Here is a 17,361-nt window from a genome sequence, read left to right as displayed (position 1 = left end):
CACCGACGCGACCACGGCACGCGAGGGCGGCAACGCCCCGGGACGGCGTACGGCGATGAGGCAAGGCCGGGCGGACGGGACCGGATCCTCGGGCGACGGCCGGGCCTCCGGTCCGTCCACGCCGGGCAGGGACGGCGACCCCTGGCCCCCCGGACCCGGGGGCGGTGCCCGGCCCCACTACCCGCGCTTCCGGCTCGCCGATTCCCGAGGTACCGACCCCGCGCACCCGCCACCCCGCGCCTCCGCCCGCTTCCCCGACGTCCCGCCGAACGTCGGCCGGGAGACCCCGGGCGGGAGCGGGGCCCCGGAGGCGCCGCCACGCCGGCCCGCCGTCCCCGCGGAGACCCCGTCGGAGACGACCACACGCCTGCGCCCGATCCCGGCAGAACCGGCACCGGAGTCGGCACCGGCACCTGATCCGGCACCGGACGTCCGAGCCGCACCGGCACCCGCTCCGGGACGGGAAGCCGCAGCGGAACCCGCTGTCCGAGCGGACCCGCATCCGCGACGACGACCGGAACCCGCCCCGCTCGCCGACCCGACGGCCCCGTCTCCGAGCCCCGCCACCCCTGACCCGGCCTTCTCCTGGAGCACGCCGCCGGCGCCCGGCGACGGGCGGCCGCGGGTGTCGTTCGGGGAGCCTGAGGGCTACGACGAACCTGCCCGGCCGCGTCCGCTCGGCGGGCGGCTGCGGCCCCAGGCCGTCGCCGCGGCCGTCTGCCTCGTGCTCGGGCTGGGACTCGTCACCGGTGCCGTCACCGGCAGCTGGCTGGCCGGGGACTCCGGGGACGGCGGCACCCGCGGCGCGTTCGCCGAGGCCGGGGAGCTGTGGCACAGCGTGCCGGTCGACCAGCTGTTCCCGGCCACCGTGCGGGGACAGGGCGCGGGCCCCGGCGGCGCCGACCGCACCTGGACGCGGGTCGCCGTGGCCCCGGACAGCGACTGCGAGGGTGCCTTCGACCCGCTGCTGGCCAAGGTCCTCGACCCGATCGGCTGCCGGCGCCTGCTGCGCGCCACCTACACCGACGCCACCCAGAGCTACGTCACCACCGTCGGCCTGCTCTTCGCCAAGGCCGACGCCGCCGCCATGACCTCGCTGCGGGGCCGGTTCGAGAAGGAGGGGCTGGGCCGCAGGGAGGACCTCATGCCGCTGCCGTACGCCGCGAAGGACACCGTCGCCGCGGGCTTCGGCGCGCGGCAGCGGGCCTCGTGGACCGTCTCCGTCCTCACCGACGCCCCCGTCGTCGTCTACGCCGTGTCCGGCTGGGCCGACGCCCGCACCGTGGACGAGCCGGAGCCCGCCGAGGAGGCCATGGAGTCCGACGCCACGTCGGCCCCCGCCCAGGCCGGCCTCGGCCACGAGGCGCAGGGCCTCGCCGACCGCGTCGAACGCGCCCTGCGCAAGAACGTCGGCCCGGCCACGGAGCGCCCGTCGTGAACCCCGTCAGCAGCGCCGTGACCCCCGCCGGCACCGCCGTGACCCCCGCCGGCACCGCCGTGACCCCCGCCGGCACCGCCGTGAGCACCGTCAGCCCCGTCGTCGCGAACACCGCCGGGCCCCGGACCCGCAGGACAGGCGCCCTGAGCCTCCTCCTCGCCGCCGCCCTCGTCCTCGTCCCGGCACCCGCCGCGCACGCCGACGGCATCCGCGCCCAGCAGTGGGCGCTGGGCGCCATGCACACCCAGGAGGCGTGGGGGACCACCAAGGGCGCCGGCGTCACCGTCGCCGTCCTGGACACCGGCGTCGAGGCCGACCACCCCGACCTGGTCGGCAACGTCCTCACCGGCAAGGACCTGGTCGGCTTCGGCGCGAGCGAGGGCGACCGTGCCTGGGCCCGGCACGGGACGGCCATGGCCGGGATCATCGCCGGACACGGCCACGGCGCCGGCAACGCCGACGGCGTCATGGGCATCGCCCCCGAGGCGAAGATCCTGCCCCTGCGCGTGATCCTGGAGGACGGTGACCCGTCCCGCGCCAAGGCCCGCAAGACCCGCGGCAACGCCCTCGCCGAGGGCATCCGCTGGGCCGCCGACCACGGCGCCGACATCATCAACCTCTCCCTCGGCGACGACTCGGCCTCCGCGCACCCCGAACCCGCCGAGGACGAGGCCATCCAGTACGCCTTGGAGAAGGGCGTGGTCGTCGTCGCCTCGGCCGGCAACGGCGGCGAGAAGGGCGACCACATCTCCTACCCGGCCGCCTACCCGGGCGTGATCGCCGCGACCGCCGTCGACCGCTACGGCACCCGCGCCTCCTTCTCGACCCGCCGCTGGTACGCCACGGTCAGCGCCCCCGGCGTCGACGTGATCATCGCCGACCCCGACCACCGGTACTACGAGGGCTGGGGCACCAGCGCCGCCTCCGCCTTCGTCTCCGGGGCCGCCGCCCTCGTGAAGTCGGCCCACCCGGACCTCACCCCGGCCCAGGTCAAGTCCCTGCTGGAGGACACGGCCCGCAACGCCCCCGCCGAGGGCCGCGACGACTCACGCGGCTACGGCTTCGTCGACCCCGCCGCCGCCATCGAGGCGGCCGGACGGCTGAAGCCGGAAGGGCTGAAGTCGGCGGCGTACGGCGAGAAGTACTTCGGCTCCGGCCCCGATGCCCCGCCCTCCGACGACGACACCTCGGCCTGGGCCGCCCCTCTGGCCGGCGGTGCGGGCGGCGTCATGATCGTCGCGGCCGTCGTCCTGTGGCGGGGCCGCCGGGAACGCTACGACGACTTCTGACCGCCGGCGGCGCCCGCGGCCCCGGCGAACACGGACACCGCCGCTTTCGCCGCCGCCTCGGTCAGGGCGATCCCCTCCGCCAGCGTCGCGCTGCCCCGCGACACCACCGCCACCAGGCGGTCGTGACCGTCCGACGCGACCCGCCCGACGCTGTTGACCACCCAGAGCCCGGTGGTACTCCGCCGCAGCCAGCCGTTCTTCAACGCCCACCCTGAACTGCCACCCACCGAACCGTCGCCACCCGCGCCACCGTCGGCCGCCGCCGACACGCCCCACCGCTGCCCGTCGGCGATCCGGCCCATCAGCCCCCGTACATACGCCCGTGACGCCTCGCTCAGTTCCGAGCCGTCCGCCACGAACACCTGCCGCAGCAGCTCGACCTGGTCGGCGGCCGTGGTCCGGGTCAGCCCCCACAGCGGGCCGTCGCCGCCGTCCGTCCCCGTCAGGCCGAAGCGCTCGTTCGCGGCGTCGAGCCCGTCCGCGGTCGTGATCGCCCGCCACAGCGCCGACGCCGAGTCGCTGTCACTGTCCTCGATCATGGCGACGGCGTAGGACTGCTCCGCCGCGGTCAGCGCTCGCCCCGCGTCCTGCGCCTGGAGCAGCAGCGCCGCCAGGATGTCGACCTTGACGATGCTCGCCGTCTCGAAGACATCCGTGCCGTACGAGGCGCTGTCGCCGGAGTCCGCGTCGAGCACCGCCACGGACACCTCGACGCCGTCCGCCACGGTCACCGACGCCATGGCCGAGGCCAGCAGCGCGTCACGGTCCACGACCGGCCCGACCGTCTCCACCGATGCCTCCCCGCCCGAGGGTGCCGAGGCCGACGACGATACGGCGCCGCCCGCACCGGGGCGCGCGTGGCCCTGCCCCTGCCGGTAGGCACCCCGGTGGCCGCACCGCCGACGACGGCGAACGCGATCAGGACGGCACACACCGGCGCGCGCCGCCGCCGTGGCCTTCGGGCTCGCCGGTCCGGCCGGGCTCCGGAGGACTCCATGCCCGTGATGCTTCAGGCGGTGGCTGTGCGGTCCGTGGGGCGGACGTTGAATGCCGGTCACAGATCCCTGAGAGACGGATGTGGATCGTTCGCGCGCGGCCCGGCCGAGGGGCGATCAGGAAGCGGGCACCGGACCGCCGGGACGGAACCGCTCCACCCCCACGATGTGCCGCACCTTCACCGGGCGCACGACCACCGCGATCCGCTGCTCGCCCGGCATGATCCACTCGAAGCGCTCGCTGCCCAGGTACTTGCGGGCCAGCCGGTCCATCCGGTCGTGCGCCTCCGGGCCCTCGACGAAGCGGGACACGACACCGCTGATCTGTACCCGGTCGAAGGGGTCGGCGGCGTCGGCGTGCGAGAGGTAGACACGGGGGTCGCGGCGCAGGTTCTCCTCCTTCACCCGGCCCACCGAGGTGTTGAACGTCAGCTCGTTCTCACCCTCCAGGTCCACCCACATGGGGCTGACCTGCGGCGCTCCGTCGGCGAACACCGTGCCGACGTACCAGATGTGGGGAGCCCGGAGCCGAGCGCGGACGGCGTCGTCAAAGGTCGCGGTCATCCGGCGAGGCTACCAACCATGATCGTCGTCGCCGCCGGGCAGGGGAGCCCGCGGCAGGCGGCCCGCCCCCCTCGACTAGGGTCGGGAACCGTGGCCGACAAGAACATCCCCGACTCCGCCTTCTCCGACGACGACGGCTCCGCCGACCCCCGGCTGAGCGCCGCGCTCGCCGCCTGGGCCGAGGACCGCACCGCCCTGGCACCCGTACTGGAGGCGCTCAAGGGCGCCCGGCTGCTGGTGCCCGTCGTGGCCGTCCTCGGTGAGGCGGAGGAGGACGAGAACGGGCTGCGCCGCGAGAAGACCAGCGACATGGCCGTTCCGACGCTGAAGGCCGGCGGCCGCACCGCCCTGCCCGCCTTCACGTCCACGGACTCGCTCGCCCGCTGGGACTCCGGAGCCCGCCCCGTCGCCGTACCGGTGCACCAGGCTTTGCAGGCCGCCGCGCACGAGAAGGCGGACACGGTCGTACTGGACCTCGCCGGGCCGGTGCCGTTCGAGCTGACCGGAGCGGCGCTGCTGGCGCTGGCCGAGGGCCGTACGACGACCGACCCGCTCGCCGATCCCGCGGTGGCCGAGGCCGCCCGCGCCGCCGTGGCCGCCGAGCCCGCCGTGCTCCGGGCGTACCTCGGGCCGGGCAGGGCCGACGGCACCCTGGCGCTGCTCCTGGCCCCCGACGCCGACCCGGCGAAGGCCGCCCGAGCCGTCGCCGAGCGCCTCGCCGCCGACGAAACACTGAGGGCCCGCCTGGTGCGGGGCCTCGACCTGGCACTGCTGCCGGCCGGGGCCACGCCGCCGGGCGAGCCCTTGTACGTGAGGGAGCAGGGTCAGCCGTAGACCGGCCCCGTGTACTTCTCGCCCGGTCCCTGGCCCGGCTCGTCCGGGACGAGCGAGGCCTCGCGGAAGGCCAGCTGGAGCGACTTCAGGCCGTCGCGCAGCGGAGCCGCGTGGAAGGAGCTGATCTCGGTCGCGGTCGCGTCGAGCAGACCGGCCAGCGCGTGCACCAGCTTGCGGGCCTCGTCCAGGTCCTTGTGCGCCTCGCCCTCCTCGGTCAGTCCCAGCTTCACGGCGGCGGCGCTCATCAGGTTGACGGCGACCGTCACGATCACCTCGACCGCGGGAACCTCGGCGATGTCGCGGGTCATGGCATCGAAGTCGGGCGTCTCAGGAGGGGTGTCACTCATGCCGCACACGATAGGCGCAGGGCGGCGGGCGGCCCCACTCGGTCTCGGTTAGCCCTTCCCCTGCCGAGCTGCTAACCTTGTGTAACGACCGGTCGGATACGCACGCCTCACGGCAGCGGTCCGGCCCACAAGTGGAGGCTTCGAACTCCCACCTGGCCGTCCCATGGACGGCGGGTCACCGGTCAGGCGGTCCCGTCCCAGCGGCGGCGACCGGCCCGAAATCGCGCCCCGCGGCCATCGCGGCGGTGCTCCGGTAGTAGTTCGAGGAGCCCCGCCTGTGATCGTCCGGGGCATTTTTGTTGCGCCGGCGCGGTTAGGTCTATCGAACACAGACGTTACGCGGCTGTCCGCCAGACCGTCGCGTGGTGCTACCGAGGAGGATCCATCAGCGCCGAGCCCCGCATCAACGACCGGATTCGCGTTCCCGAGGTGCGACTTGTCGGTCCCAGCGGCGAGCAGGTCGGGATTGTCCCGCTTGCCAAGGCCCTGGAGCTTGCGCAGGAGTACGACCTCGATCTCGTCGAGGTCGCGGCGAACGCCCGTCCGCCCGTGTGCAAGCTCATGGACTACGGGAAGTTCAAGTACGAGTCGGCCATGAAGGCACGTGAGGCGCGCAAGAACCAGGCGCACACGGTCATCAAGGAGATGAAGCTCCGGCCGAAGATCGACCCGCACGACTATGACACCAAGAAGGGTCACGTCGTTCGGTTCCTCAAGCAGGGCGACAAGGTCAAGATCACGATCATGTTCCGTGGTCGCGAGCAGTCCCGGCCGGAACTCGGCTACCGACTGCTGCAGCGTCTCGCGGAGGACGTGGCCGACCTCGGGTTCGTGGAGTCGAACCCGAAGCAGGACGGCCGAAACATGATCATGGTTCTCGGTCCGCACAAGAAGAAGACCGAGGCGATGGCCGAGGCTCGCCAGGCGCAGGAAGCCCGCAAGGCGGACGCGAAGGCCAACCCCGGCAAGTCGCAGAACGCCGCGGAGACCGACGAGGTGGACGCCGAGGCTCAGGCCGAGGCACCCGCCGAGGCGTGACCCCGGGGGACGTCAGTCCCCAGGACGTAACCGATACAAGCGACGCTCCACCGTGCCCGGTTTCACGACCGGGCACCGGAGCGCCACCGACGAGGAGAGAACGGCGCTATGCCGAAGAACAAGTCGCACAGCGGTGCCAGCAAGCGCTTCAAGATCACCGGCTCCGGCAAGGTGCTCCGTGAGCGTGCCGGCAAGCGCCACCTGCTCGAGCACAAGTCGTCCCGTGTGACGCGTCGCCTCACCGGCAACGCCGAGATGGCCCCGGGCGACGCCGCGAAGATCAAGAAGCTTCTCGGCAAGTGACGTACGGGCGCCACTGAGCGCCGTACGGCAGGACCGGGACCCAATCGATACCGGGCCGCGTGAGGATCACCGCGGCCCCGCTACAAGGAGTTAACAAGTGGCACGCGTCAAGCGGGCAGTCAACGCCCACAAGAAGCGCCGGGCGATCCTCGAGCAGGCCTCCGGCTACCGCGGTCAGCGTTCGCGCCTGTACCGCAAGGCCAAGGAGCAGGTCACCCACTCGCTGGTCTACAACTACAACGACCGCAAGAAGCGCAAGGGTGACTTCCGCCAGCTGTGGATCCAGCGCATCAACGCCGCTGCCCGCGCCAACGGCATCACGTACAACCGCTTCATCCAGGGCCTGAAGGCCGCCAACGTCGAGGTCGACCGCAAGATCCTCGCCGAGCTGGCCGTCAACGACCCGAACGCGTTCGCCGCGCTCGTCGAGGTCGCCCAGAAGGCGCTGCCGAGCGACGTCAACGCGCCGAAGGCCGCGTGACGCTGCGCTGGCATCGAGCCGACATTGAAGGACCCGCAGGCTTGAAAGCCTGCGGGTCCTTCGTTGCCGCCGCCTGGCCCGTCGTTCGGCTGCGGGTGCGCCGTGGCTGGTCGCGCAGTTCCCCGCGCCCCTGTGGGGCGCGTCGCAGTCAGCGCCGATTCAATTGTGAAGGTGAGCAAAGTGCGTCCCGTCAGCCCCGAGCTGATCTCCCCCCGTTCCCCCAGGGTCCTCGCCGCGCGGCGGCTGGCGAAGCGGAACTTTCGGGGTAAGGAGCGGCTGTTCCTGGCCGAGGGGCCGCAGGCCGTGCGGGAGGCGACGGGGTACGGGGACACGCTCGTCGAGGTGTTCGCCACCGTCGAGGCCGCCGAGCGCTACGCCGACATCATCGGCGCGGCCCGGGACGCCGGTGCCCGTGTCCACCTCGCCGCCGAGCAGGTGATCGAGGACATCTCCACCACCGTCACCCCGCAGGGCCTGGTCGGAGTGTGCCGGTTCCTGGACACCCCCTTCGACGAGATCCTCGCCGCCCGTCCGGGGCTCGTCGCCGTCCTCGCCAACGTCCGCGACCCCGGCAACGCCGGTACCGTACTGCGCTGCGCCGACGCCGCCGGCGCCGAGGCGGTCGTACTCACCGACGCCTCCGTCGACCTGTACAACCCCAAGGCCGTACGCGCCTCCGTCGGCTCCCTGTTCCACCTCCCCGTCGCCGTCGGCGTCCCCGTCGAACGGGCCGTCGCCGGGCTCAGGGACACCGGGGTCCGCGTCCTCGCAGCCGACGGCGCGGGCGAGCACGACCTCGACGCCGAACTGGACGCCGGCACCATGGGCGGCCCCACCGCCTGGGTGTTCGGCAACGAGGCCTGGGGGCTCCCGGAGGAGACCCGCGCCCTCGCCGACGCCGTCCTGCGCGTCCCGATCCACGGGAAGGCCGAGAGTCTGAACCTCGCCACCGCCGCCGCCGTATGTCTCTACGCGTCGGCGCGTGCACAGCGCGCCGCCGGAGGGTGCCGCTCCGTCACCGAGAGCTAGTAGGGTGACCAGCTCAAGGCCCCTGCGCGGTTGAGAGGTGGGGTACGGGAATGAGCGTCGGCACGAGCAGCGCACCGGGTGCACGGGAGGCGCCGCGTCCGCCCGCGCCCCGCACACCCGGCGATCTCGCCGACCTAGGCATCGACCCCGACCAGCTGCCCGACGGCCTCGTCGTCGCGGACGAGCGGGGCCGGGTCATCTGCTTCAACGCGGCCGCCGCCCGCATCAGCGCCGTCCCCGCCGCCGAGGCTCTCGGCGAGCAGCTGGAGAAGGCGCTTCCCCTGGAGGACCTCGAGGGCAGGCGCTGGTGGCAGCTGACCGACCCCTACGGCGGGCTCGCCATCCGCGTCCGCCAGCCCGAGCGCAACCTCCTGCTCCCCGGCGGACGGGAGGTCCTCGTCTCCGCCCGCTACGTCCGCACCCGGCCCACCGGCCCCCTCCACCGCGTCGTCGTCACCCTGCGCGACACCGAGGCCCGCCGCCGCACCGAACGCAGCCACGCCGAGCTGATCGCCACCGTCGCCCACGAACTGCGCTCCCCGCTCACCTCCGTCAAGGGCTTCACGGCCACGCTGCTGGCCAAGTGGGAGCGGTTCACCGACGACCAGAAGCGGCTGATGCTGGAGACCGTCGACGCCGACGCCGACCGGGTCACCCGGCTCATCGCCGAGCTGCTGGACATCTCGCGGATCGACTCGGGCAGGCTGGAGGTCCGCCGCCAGCCCGTCGACATCGGCGCCGCCGTCGGCCGCCACATCCAGGCGTACGTCGCCGCAGGCCAGGAGGCCGACCGCTTCCTGCTCCGCCTCGCGCAGCCGCTGCCCGACCTGTGGGCCGACCCCGACAAGGTCGACCAGGTCCTGAGCAACCTGCTGGAAAACGCCGTGCGGCACGGCGAGGGAACCGTCACCATTGACGTCACGCCCACGGCGTCCCCCCGCGAAGGGGAGGACACCGGCACGTCGGTCACGGTGAGCGACGAAGGGGCCGGCATCCCGGAGGAGTCCATGAACCGCGTCTTCACCCGCTTCTGGCGGGGCAGCAAGCGCGGCGGCACCGGCCTCGGGCTGTACATCGTCAAGGGCATCGTCGAAGCCCACGGCGGCACCATCACCGTCGGCCGCGCCCCCGGCGGCGGCGCCGAGTTCCGATTTACGTTGCCCGTGGCGGCCCCGGCCTACCTGGCCTGAGCACCGCGGGCGCAGTCGCCTCCCTCCACCCCGTTAGACTCGGCCTTTGGCACCTTTGTGTCCCACAGGCGGAGACGCTCGGACGCAGACGATTCGTCACGGAGACGCTGCGTCACACGGACGCTTCGTCCACGAGCCGGTGACGGGGACCATCAGCCAGCCAATCGGAAGCACGGGAAGAGATGTCGGCACCGAATAAGTCGTACGACCCTGTCGAGGTCGAGGCGTTGAAACCGGAAGAGATCGAGCGCATGCGGGACGAGGCGCTCGCCGCCTTCGCCGCAGCGAGCTCCCTCGACGCGCTCCAGGAGGCCAAGGTCGCCCACACCGGCGGCACCTCGCCGCTGGCGCTGGCCAACCGCGAGATCGGCGCCCTGCCCCCGCAGGCCAAGGCCGAGGCCGGCAAGCGCGTCGGCATGGCCCGCGGCGCCGTGAACAAGGCGCTGGCGGCCCGCCAGGAGGAGCTGGAGGCCGAGCGCGACGCGCGCGTCCTGGTCGAGGAGGCCGTGGACGTCACGCTGCCCTACGACCGTGTACCGGCCGGCGCCCGCCACCCGCTCACCACGCTCTCCGAGCGCATCGAGGACGTCTTCGTGGCCATGGGCTACGAGGTCGCCGAGGGCCCCGAGGCCGAGGCCGAGTGGTTCAACTTCGACGCCCTGAACATCGGGCCGGACCACCCGGCCCGCGGCGAGGCGGACACCTTCTTCGTGGAAGGCTCCGAGGGCGGCGCCGAGTCCGGCGTCGTGCTGCGCACCCACACCTCGCCCGTGCAGATCCGCTCCGCGCTCGACCGCGAGCTGCCGGTCTACGTGATCTGCCCCGGCCGCGTGTACCGCACCGACGAGCTGGACGCCACGCACACCCCCGTCTTCCACCAGGTCGAGCTGCTCGCGATCGACGAGGGCCTGACCATGGCGGACCTCAAGGGCACCCTGGACCACATGGTCCAGTCGCTGTTCGGCGCGGAGATGAAGACCCGGCTGCGGCCCAACTTCTTCCCCTTCACCGAGCCGTCCGCCGAGATGGACATGCTCTGCTACGTCTGCAAGGGCGCGTCCGTCGGCAACCCCGACCGGCCCTGCCGCACCTGCTCCAGCGAGGGCTGGATCGAGCTGGGCGGCTGCGGCATGGTCAACCCGCGGGTGCTCACCGCCTGCGGCGTCGACCCGGAGAAGTACAGCGGCTTCGCCTTCGGGTTCGGCATCGAGCGGATGCTGATGTTCCGCCACAACGTCGAGGACATGCGAGACATGGTCGAGGGTGACGTGCGCTTCACCCGGCCGTTCGGGATGGAGATCTGATGCGGGTCCCGCTTTCTTGGCTGCGGGAGTACGTCGACCTGCCGGCCACGCAGACCGGCCGTGACGTCCAGGCCAAGCTCATTTCGGCCGGCCTCGAGGTCGAGACCGTCGAGCACCTCGGTGCCGACCTCAAGGGCCCCCTCGTCGTCGGCCAGGTGCTGACCATCGAGGAGCTGGAGGGCTTCAAGAAGCCGATCCGCTTCTGCACCGTCGACGTCGGCCGGGCCAACGGCACCGGTGAGCCCCAGGAGATCGTCTGCGGCGCCCGGAACTTCGCCGTCGGCGACAAGGTCGTCGTGGTCCTCCCCGGCGCCACCCTGCCCGGCGGCTTCTCGATCAGCGCCCGCAAGACCTACGGCAAGACGTCCCACGGCATGATCTGCTCCGGCGACGAGCTGGGCATGGGCGACGACGGCTCGCACGGCATCATCGTGCTGCCGCCGGAGACCGAGGTCGGCAAGGACGCCATCGAGCTGCTCGAACTGGTCGACGAGGTGCTGGACATCGCCGTCACCGCCAACCGCGGCGACTGCCTGTCCATCCGCGGCGTCGCCCGCGAGACCGCCATCGCCTACGGCCTGCCGCTGCGCGACCCGGCCCTGCTCGACGTGCCGGGACCGAACGCCTACGGCTACCCGGTGAAGATCGCCGACCCCACCGGCTGCGACCGCTTCACCGCCCGCACGGTGACCGGTCTCAGCTCCGAGGCCCGCTCCCCGATCTGGCTCCAGCGCCGGCTGCAGAAGGTCGGCATGCGCCCGATCTCGCTCGCCGTCGACGTCACGAACTACGTGATGATGGAGCTGGGCCAGCCGCTGCACGCCTACGACCGCTCCCTGGTCCAGGGCACCATCGGCGTCCGCCGTGCCGAGGAGGGCGAGAAGATCGTCACCCTCGACGGCACCGAGCGGAAGCTGCACGCCGAGGACCTCGTCATCACCGACGACCGCGGCCCGATCGGGCTCGCCGGCGTCATGGGCGGCGCCAACACGGAGATCGCCGACCACGGTGCCGCCGAGAACGGGGGCGACGCGACGACCGACGTGGTCATCGAGGCCGCCCACTTCAACCAGGTGTCCATCGCGCGCACCGCCCGCCGCCACAAGCTGTCCTCCGAGGCCTCCCGCCGCTTCGAGCGCGGCGTCGACCCGCAGGCCGCCGCCGCCGCCGCGCAGCGCACCGTCGACCTGCTCGTGCTGCTCGCGGGCGGCACCGCCGAGGCCGGCGTCACCGAGATCAGCGCCCCCTCCGCGCCGCACACCATCAGCGTCCCGGCCGACCACCCGGACAAGGTCGCGGGCGTGGAGTACGGCCGCGAGACCGTCGTGCGCCGCCTCCAGGAGGTCGGCTGCGACGTGTACGGACAAGACGAGCTGATCGTCACCGTCCCGTCCTGGCGGCCCGACCTCACCGACCCGAACGACCTGGCCGAAGAGGTCATCCGCCTGGAGGGCTACGAGAACCTGCCCTCCACGCTGCCCAGGCCCCCGGCGGGCCGCGGCCTGACCTCCCGGCAGCGGCTGCACCGCCGCGTCGGCCGGGTGCTGGCCGGGGCCGGTTACGTCGAGGCGCCGAACTACCCGTTCGTCAGCGAGCAGGTCTTCGACCAGCTCGGCCTGGACGCCGACGACCCGGCCCGCCGCGTCGTCAAGCTCGTCAACCCGCTCAGCGACGAGGAGCCCGCGCTGCGGACCTCGCTGCTGCCGGGCCTGCTGGGCGCGCTGCGCCGCAACGACGGCCGGGGCTCGCACGACCTGGCCCTCTTCGAGACCGGCCTGGTCTTCCACCCGCGCGACGAGCGGAAGACCGCCGCCAACCTGCCCGTCGACCGGCGCCCCGGCGCCGACGACCTCGCCGCGCTCGACGCCGCGCTGCCCGACCAGCCGCGGCACGTCGCCGTCGTCCTGGCCGGCGCCCGCGAGCAGGCCGGCTGGTGGGGCAAGGGCCGTCCGGCCGACTGGGCCGACGCCATCGAGGCCGCCCGGTCCGTCGCCCGCGAGGCCGGCGCCGAACTGGGCTCCCGCAAGGGCCAGTACGGACCGTGGCACCCGGGCCGCTGCGCCGAGCTGACCATCACGGTGGACGGCGAGGACCAGGTGATCGGACACGCCGGTGAGCTGCACCCGCGCGTCCTGAAGACGCTGGGCCTGCCCGCGCGGACCTGCGCGATGGAGCTGGACCTCGACGCCGTGGCACGGGTCGGCGACGACACCCCGCAGGCGCCGGGCATCTCCACCTTCCCGGTCGCCACGCAGGACGTCGCCCTGGTGGTCGACGAGTTCGTCCCGGCGGCGGAGGTCGAGGCCGCGCTGCGTGAGGGTGCGGGTGAACTGCTGGAGTCCATCCGGCTGTTCGACGTCTACGACAACGCGGAGCAGCTGGGCGAGGGGCGCAAGTCCCTGGCGTACGCGCTGCGCTTTCGCGCGGGGGACCGGACGCTGACGGTCGACGAGGCGTCGGCTGCGCGGGACGCGGCGGTCGCCCTCGCGGGCGAGCGGGTCGGAGCGGTGCTGCGTAGTTAGCGGTTCGCCCAAGGGGCGTGGGGTTCCTGCCGGTCGGCGGCTGCGGGCGCGTCGTGGTCGCTCGCGCAGTTCCCCGCGCCCCTTGAGGGACGTCAGCGCAACGCCTTGTTTTTAGGGGCGCGGGGAACTGCGCGACCAGGCACAGCGCACCCGCAGCCGACGACGCACCGCACACCGAACGGCGATTAGTCGCCCTGCGCAACCGGCGGAGCCGGCGCGCCGTCCGCCCCGCCACGGAGTGTCGGGCAGGCAGCCGGGCGGACGGCGTGGGAACGGGCCGCCGTACTGTACGAGGGGGAGCCGACGGCCCGGCCGGCCTCTTTCGAGGCAGTTAAGTCAACCGGCCCGGAACTCTCCGCGACAGTGCGCGCACGGTACGGATGCGCGTACTCCGATCACACCCCGTGTGAAGACCGACGCACTACGCTGTCGGCACCGAGTCACCGGGGGGCACCCATGCAGCCCAACACCCTGCTCGACGCGATCCTCGACGAGGCCGGGGTCTCGCACGCGGGACTGGCCGCGCACGTCAACCAGGTGGGGAGAGCGCGCGGGCTCGCGCTGAGGTACGAGCACACCGCCGTCGCGCGGTGGTTGAAGGGGCAGCGACCGCGCGGTCAGGTGCCCGACCTGATCTGCGAGGTCCTCGCCTCCCGGCTGCACCGCCCCGTCACCCTCGACGACATCGGCCTCGGCGTGCCCGGTGAGCCGGTCGCCCCGCACACCGGTTCGCTGTCCGGGTTCGTGGAGCGTGCGACCGCGCTGTGGCGCTCCGACCAGCAGCAGCGCCCGCACATCCTCGGCGCTCCCGCGCTCACCGGCACGCCCGCCGTGATGCCGGTGTGGGAGTGGGAGAACCCGCCCGAGGACGTGGACGTCTCCCGCGGCGGCCGGCACCGGGTCACCGCGGGGGACCTGGAGACGCTGCGCTGCGCCCGCGCCCACTACGAGCAGATGTACCGCAAGGCCGGCGGCATGGCGACCCGCGCCCGCATCGTCGGCTTCCTCAACTCCGAGGCCGCCCCGTTGCTGCGCGGCAGCTACACGGACGCCACCGGCCGTCAACTGCACCGGGCCACGGGCGGGTTGGTGGCGGTGGCCGGAATCTGCGCGTACGACTCCGACGCGCACGGCCTCGCGCAGCGCTACTTCCACCAGGCACTGCGGCTCGCGAAGGCCAGCGGGGACCGGGGCCTGGGCGCCTACGTCATCGCCCTGCTGGTCAACCAGGCGCTGTTCATGCGGGAGAACCGGCAGGCCGTCGCCTTCGCCGAGGCCGCCCTGCGCGCCGCCGGCCGGCACATCACCCCGGCCCTCGCCTCCGACCTGTACGCCATGCAGGCGAAGGCGTACGCGCACCTCGGCGACGGCACCAGCGCGCTGTCCCGCATCCGGCGCGCCGAACAGGCCGCCGAGCGCATCCGGCGGGGGTACGAGCCCGACGAGACCGGATACGTCCAGCCCGGCCTGGTCAACGTCCAGGTGGCGGAGGCCTTGCTGAGCCTGGGGGAACTGGCGGCGGCGGGGGAGCACGCCGCGGCGGCCGTCGACAACCCCGCGCACGACCGCGGCCGCGTGCACCGGCTCGCCATGCTCAGCACGATCGAACTGCGCCAGGGCAACGCCGACAAGGCGGTGGCGACCGCGGTGCAGATGGCCGAACAGGCCCGCGGCATGGAGTCCCAGCGCCTGCGCGACAGACTCCGCGCGGTCCGCGAGCACCTGGTGCGCAGCGGTTGTGCGGGCACCGCGGAGGCCGCCGAACTCATCGACGGGGCCCTGCGCGTCCCGCTGTGACCGCCAGCTCCCCGGGCGCCCTGCGCCCACCGCTGCGCCGTGAGCGGCCGCCGTGCGCCTGCTGCCGGGACACCACTGCTGCGATATTGCCACCTACTCCAGGAAAGGTGGCAGAACAGTGCAGTGGACGAAAGAGAACGAACAAACTGTGTACTCAAACCGCTGGTTCAGCGTCAACCTCGCCGACGTCGGGCTACCGGACGGCCGGCATCTCGACCACTTCCTCATACGGATGCGGCCCGTGGCCGTGGCCACGGTCGTGAACGCGGCGGGCGAAGTCCTCCTGCTGTGGCGGCACCGCTTCATCACTGACAGCTGGGGCTGGGAACTCGCGGCAGGCGTCGTCGAGGACGGCGAGGACGTGGCGGTGGCCGCGGCCAGGGAGCTGGAGGAGGAGACCGGCTGGCGGCCGGGACCGCTGCGCCACCTCATGAGCGTGGAGCCGTCCAACGGCCTCACCGACGCCCGGCACCACATCTACTGGGCCGACGAGGGCGTGTACGTCGGGCACCCCGTGGACGACTTCGAGTCGGACCGCCGGGAATGGGTCTCCCTCAAGCTCGTTCCCGACCTGGTCGCCCGCGGGGAGGTCCCGGCCGCCAACATGGCGGCCGCGTTACTCCTGCTGCACCATCTCCGGTCCTAGCTAGTGCCCGAGTGCCTGCCACACCGCCACGACCAGGGCACCCAGGGCAGTGAGGACCGCGACCGAGGGAAGCGGCCAGCGGGCGTGCTCCAGGGCGGTCAGCCGGGCGTTCAGGTCCTCCAGCTCCTTGGCGCTCTCCTCGGTGCGATGGGAGAGCAGGGCGAGTCCGCCCTCGACGCGGGCGTACGCCACATCGAGCCGGCGCCGTAACTCTGCGAGCTCTCCCTGATGGACGGAATGCTCGGGATCGGCGGTCACGAACCGCTCCTTTCCGTAGTGGTCTCACGTCCCTTGCATGTGCATGGTGAGTCAACCCGCCTGGTCGGCGAGCGGGGAGAGTGTGCGAGCGGCATATGCGTGCCCGGTGCGCACACGCCGTGTGAACGCCGTGGGCCCGGCACCTCGTCAGGTGCCGGGCCCGTGCGATGTCACTGTGCGTGTCAGCCGTAGGTGTAGAAGCCCGAACCGCTCTTGCGGCCGAGCCGGCCCGCGTCGACCATGCGCTGGAGCAGCGGGGGAGCGGCGTACAGCGGCTCCTTGTACTCCTCGTACATCGAGTACGCGACCGAGGAGACCGTGTCCAGGCCGATCAGGTCGGACAGCTTCAGCGGGCCCATCGGATGGGCGCAGCCCATCTCCATGCCGTTGTCGATGTCCTCGCGGCTGGCGATGCCCGACTCGAACATCCGGATCGCGGAGAGCAGGTAGGGGATCAGCAGCGCGTTGACCACGAAGCCGGAGCGGTCCTGGGCGCGGATGGAGTGCTTGCCGAGCACCTTCTCGGTGAACAGCTGCGCCCGGCTGAGCGTGCCCTCGGAGGTGGTGAGCGCCGGGATCAGCTCGACCAGCTGCTGCACCGGGGCCGGATTGAAGAAGTGGATGCCGATGACGTGGTCGGGCCGCGAGGTGGCGACCGCCAGCTTCACCAGCGGGATCGAGGAGGTGTTGGAGGCCAGGATCGCGTCCGGCCGGGTCACGACCTGGTCGAGCACCTGGAAGATCTCGGTCTTGACCTGCTCGTTCTCGACGACGGCCTCGATCACCAGGTCACGGTCGGCGAACTCGCCGAGGTCGGTGGTGAAGCTCAGGCGCGCCTGCGTCGCGTCCCGCTCCTCCTCGGTGATCTTGCCGCGCTCGGCCGCCTTGCTCAGCGAGTTGTACAGCCGGGTACGGCCGATCTCCAGGGCCTCGCCGGTGGTCTCGGCGACCATCACCTCCAGACCGGAGCGGGCGCACACCTCGGCGATGCCCGCCCCCATCTGACCGCAGCCCACCACGCCGACGCGTGTGATATCTCCCGAGATGCCGGTCACATCGTCCCTTTCGCTGACTTCACGGCTGTGGCAGCAGGCGTACCGGGGTCCCCGGTGCCTGCTCCGATCGAGCACGTTACCCCCGAATGGTCACGGATCCGTCTCCCGGGTCGGGCATGCTGGGTTCCCCCTCACGATCCGTGACCGTGCGGATCCGAAGCGTTCAGGAGGTCTTCTCATGGGCCGATCCACAGCCCGCCGGTCCAGCCGAAGGGCCCAGCCGAACGGTGCCGGGCGCAGGTCCCGCGCCCGGAGACGGAAACGCCGCGGT

17 protein-coding genes are annotated in these 17,361 nt (G+C 72.7%); 12 read left to right on the top strand and 5 right to left on the bottom strand.

Going from position 1 to position 17,361, the window contains the following annotated elements:
• The first annotated feature begins 625 nt into the window (after positions 1-625).
• Complete coding sequence (locus EBH09_RS39945; protein WP_193776138.1) at positions 626-1,438, top strand: hypothetical protein; 813 nt, start codon at positions 626-628, stop codon at positions 1,436-1,438.
• Between the two features lie 143 nt (positions 1,439-1,581).
• Positions 1,582-2,727 carry a type VII secretion-associated serine protease mycosin gene (gene mycP, locus EBH09_RS06570; protein WP_238697223.1) on the top strand — a complete coding sequence of 382 codons (1,146 nt, stop codon included), beginning with the start codon at positions 1,582-1,584 and terminating at the stop codon, positions 2,725-2,727.
• Here the strand turns inward: mycP and EBH09_RS06565 are convergent.
• The gene (locus EBH09_RS06565) at positions 2,712-3,518 is read right to left on the bottom strand and encodes a hypothetical protein (protein ID WP_193776137.1); all 807 of its coding nucleotides are present in this window, start codon (positions 3,516-3,518) and stop codon (positions 2,712-2,714) included. The genes mycP and EBH09_RS06565 overlap by 16 nt on opposite strands.
• Before the next feature lie 321 nt (positions 3,519-3,839).
• Positions 3,840-4,286, bottom strand: a complete 447-nt coding sequence (locus EBH09_RS06560) for a TIGR03618 family F420-dependent PPOX class oxidoreductase (protein ID WP_121745996.1) — start codon at positions 4,284-4,286, stop codon at positions 3,840-3,842.
• A 90-nt stretch (positions 4,287-4,376) separates the two neighbouring features.
• Here EBH09_RS06560 and EBH09_RS06555 point away from each other — a divergent pair, with 90 nt between their 5' ends.
• Positions 4,377-5,120 carry an SseB family protein gene (locus tag EBH09_RS06555; RefSeq protein WP_121745995.1) on the top strand — a complete coding sequence of 248 codons (744 nt, stop codon included), beginning with the start codon at positions 4,377-4,379 and terminating at the stop codon, positions 5,118-5,120.
• On the opposite strand, the gene EBH09_RS06550 is transcribed toward EBH09_RS06555, so the two are convergent.
• Positions 5,111-5,467 (bottom strand): DUF1844 domain-containing protein, encoded by a 357-nt coding sequence (locus tag EBH09_RS06550; protein ID WP_055416031.1) that lies wholly within the window; start codon positions 5,465-5,467, stop codon positions 5,111-5,113. The two genes, EBH09_RS06555 and EBH09_RS06550, sit on opposite strands and share 10 nt — an antisense overlap.
• Before the next feature lie 384 nt (positions 5,468-5,851).
• On the opposite strand from EBH09_RS06550, the gene infC reads away from it, so the two are divergent.
• The 9 genes from infC (at position 5,852) to EBH09_RS06500 (ending at position 15,777) form a co-directional block, all read left to right on the top strand.
• On the top strand, positions 5,852-6,505 hold the full coding sequence (infC, locus tag EBH09_RS06540; protein WP_121745993.1) for a translation initiation factor IF-3: 654 nt from the start codon (positions 5,852-5,854) through the stop codon (positions 6,503-6,505).
• A 108-nt stretch (positions 6,506-6,613) separates the two neighbouring features.
• Positions 6,614-6,808, top strand: coding sequence for a 50S ribosomal protein L35 (gene rpmI / locus EBH09_RS06535; RefSeq protein ID WP_003977225.1), 195 nt, complete (start codon positions 6,614-6,616; stop codon positions 6,806-6,808).
• A gap of 97 nt (positions 6,809-6,905) precedes the next feature.
• Entirely contained in the window at positions 6,906-7,289 is a 384-nt protein-coding gene (gene rplT, locus EBH09_RS06530) for a 50S ribosomal protein L20 (protein WP_003977226.1), read from the top strand.
• Between the two features lie 180 nt (positions 7,290-7,469).
• Positions 7,470-8,318: an RNA methyltransferase gene (locus EBH09_RS06525; RefSeq protein WP_121745992.1), complete on the top strand. Its 849-nt coding sequence runs from the start codon at positions 7,470-7,472 to the stop codon at positions 8,316-8,318.
• Positions 8,319-8,368: 50 nt separating this feature from the next.
• The gene (locus EBH09_RS06520; protein WP_121745991.1) at positions 8,369-9,508 is read left to right on the top strand and encodes an ATP-binding protein; all 1,140 of its coding nucleotides are present in this window, start codon (positions 8,369-8,371) and stop codon (positions 9,506-9,508) included.
• A 182-nt stretch (positions 9,509-9,690) separates the two neighbouring features.
• Positions 9,691-10,812 (top strand): phenylalanine--tRNA ligase subunit alpha, encoded by a 1,122-nt coding sequence (gene pheS, locus EBH09_RS06515; protein WP_121745990.1) that lies wholly within the window; start codon positions 9,691-9,693, stop codon positions 10,810-10,812.
• A complete protein-coding gene (gene pheT / locus EBH09_RS06510) occupies positions 10,812-13,334 on the top strand; it encodes a phenylalanine--tRNA ligase subunit beta (RefSeq protein ID WP_121745989.1) in 2,523 nt (840 codons plus the stop codon). Before pheS ends, pheT begins: the two co-directional genes overlap by 1 nt.
• A 456-nt stretch (positions 13,335-13,790) precedes the next feature.
• Positions 13,791-15,131, top strand: coding sequence for a transcriptional regulator (locus EBH09_RS06505; protein ID WP_121745988.1), 1,341 nt, complete (start codon positions 13,791-13,793; stop codon positions 15,129-15,131).
• Positions 15,132-15,249: 118 nt separating this feature from the next.
• Positions 15,250-15,777, top strand: coding sequence for an NUDIX hydrolase (locus tag EBH09_RS06500; RefSeq protein ID WP_121745987.1), 528 nt, complete (start codon positions 15,250-15,252; stop codon positions 15,775-15,777).
• On the opposite strand, the gene EBH09_RS06495 is transcribed toward EBH09_RS06500, so the two are convergent.
• Entirely contained in the window at positions 15,778-16,035 is a 258-nt protein-coding gene (locus EBH09_RS06495) for a hypothetical protein (protein ID WP_121745986.1), read from the bottom strand.
• Between the two features lie 182 nt (positions 16,036-16,217).
• Entirely contained in the window at positions 16,218-17,090 is an 873-nt protein-coding gene (locus EBH09_RS06490; RefSeq protein WP_121745985.1) for a 3-hydroxybutyryl-CoA dehydrogenase, read from the bottom strand.
• Positions 17,091-17,361 lie beyond the last annotated feature (271 nt).

The organism is Streptomyces sp. E2N166, from assembly GCF_003671715.1.
GTDB classification, from domain to species: domain Bacteria; phylum Actinomycetota; class Actinomycetes; order Streptomycetales; family Streptomycetaceae; genus Streptomyces; species Streptomyces thinghirensis.
The sequence above is the reverse complement of the archived record's forward strand: the minus strand, read 5'-3'. Positions and strand labels throughout refer to the sequence as shown.

Excerpts from the sequence above, each read along its gene's own strand:
- EBH09_RS06560 (WP_121745996.1), bottom strand. The coding sequence starts at position 4,286 with ATGACCGCGACCTTTGACGACGCCGTCCGCGCTCGGCTCCGGGCTCCC.
- EBH09_RS06550 (WP_055416031.1), bottom strand. The coding sequence starts at position 5,467 with ATGAGTGACACCCCTCCTGAGACGCCCGACTTCGATGCCATGACCCGC.
- rpmI (WP_003977225.1), top strand. The coding sequence starts at position 6,614 with ATGCCGAAGAACAAGTCGCACAGCGGTGCCAGCAAGCGCTTCAAGATC.
- EBH09_RS06520 (WP_121745991.1), top strand. The coding sequence starts at position 8,369 with ATGAGCGTCGGCACGAGCAGCGCACCGGGTGCACGGGAGGCGCCGCGT.
- pheS (WP_121745990.1), top strand. The coding sequence starts at position 9,691 with ATGTCGGCACCGAATAAGTCGTACGACCCTGTCGAGGTCGAGGCGTTG.
- pheT (WP_121745989.1), top strand. The coding sequence starts at position 10,812 with ATGCGGGTCCCGCTTTCTTGGCTGCGGGAGTACGTCGACCTGCCGGCC.
- EBH09_RS06505 (WP_121745988.1), top strand. The coding sequence starts at position 13,791 with ATGCAGCCCAACACCCTGCTCGACGCGATCCTCGACGAGGCCGGGGTC.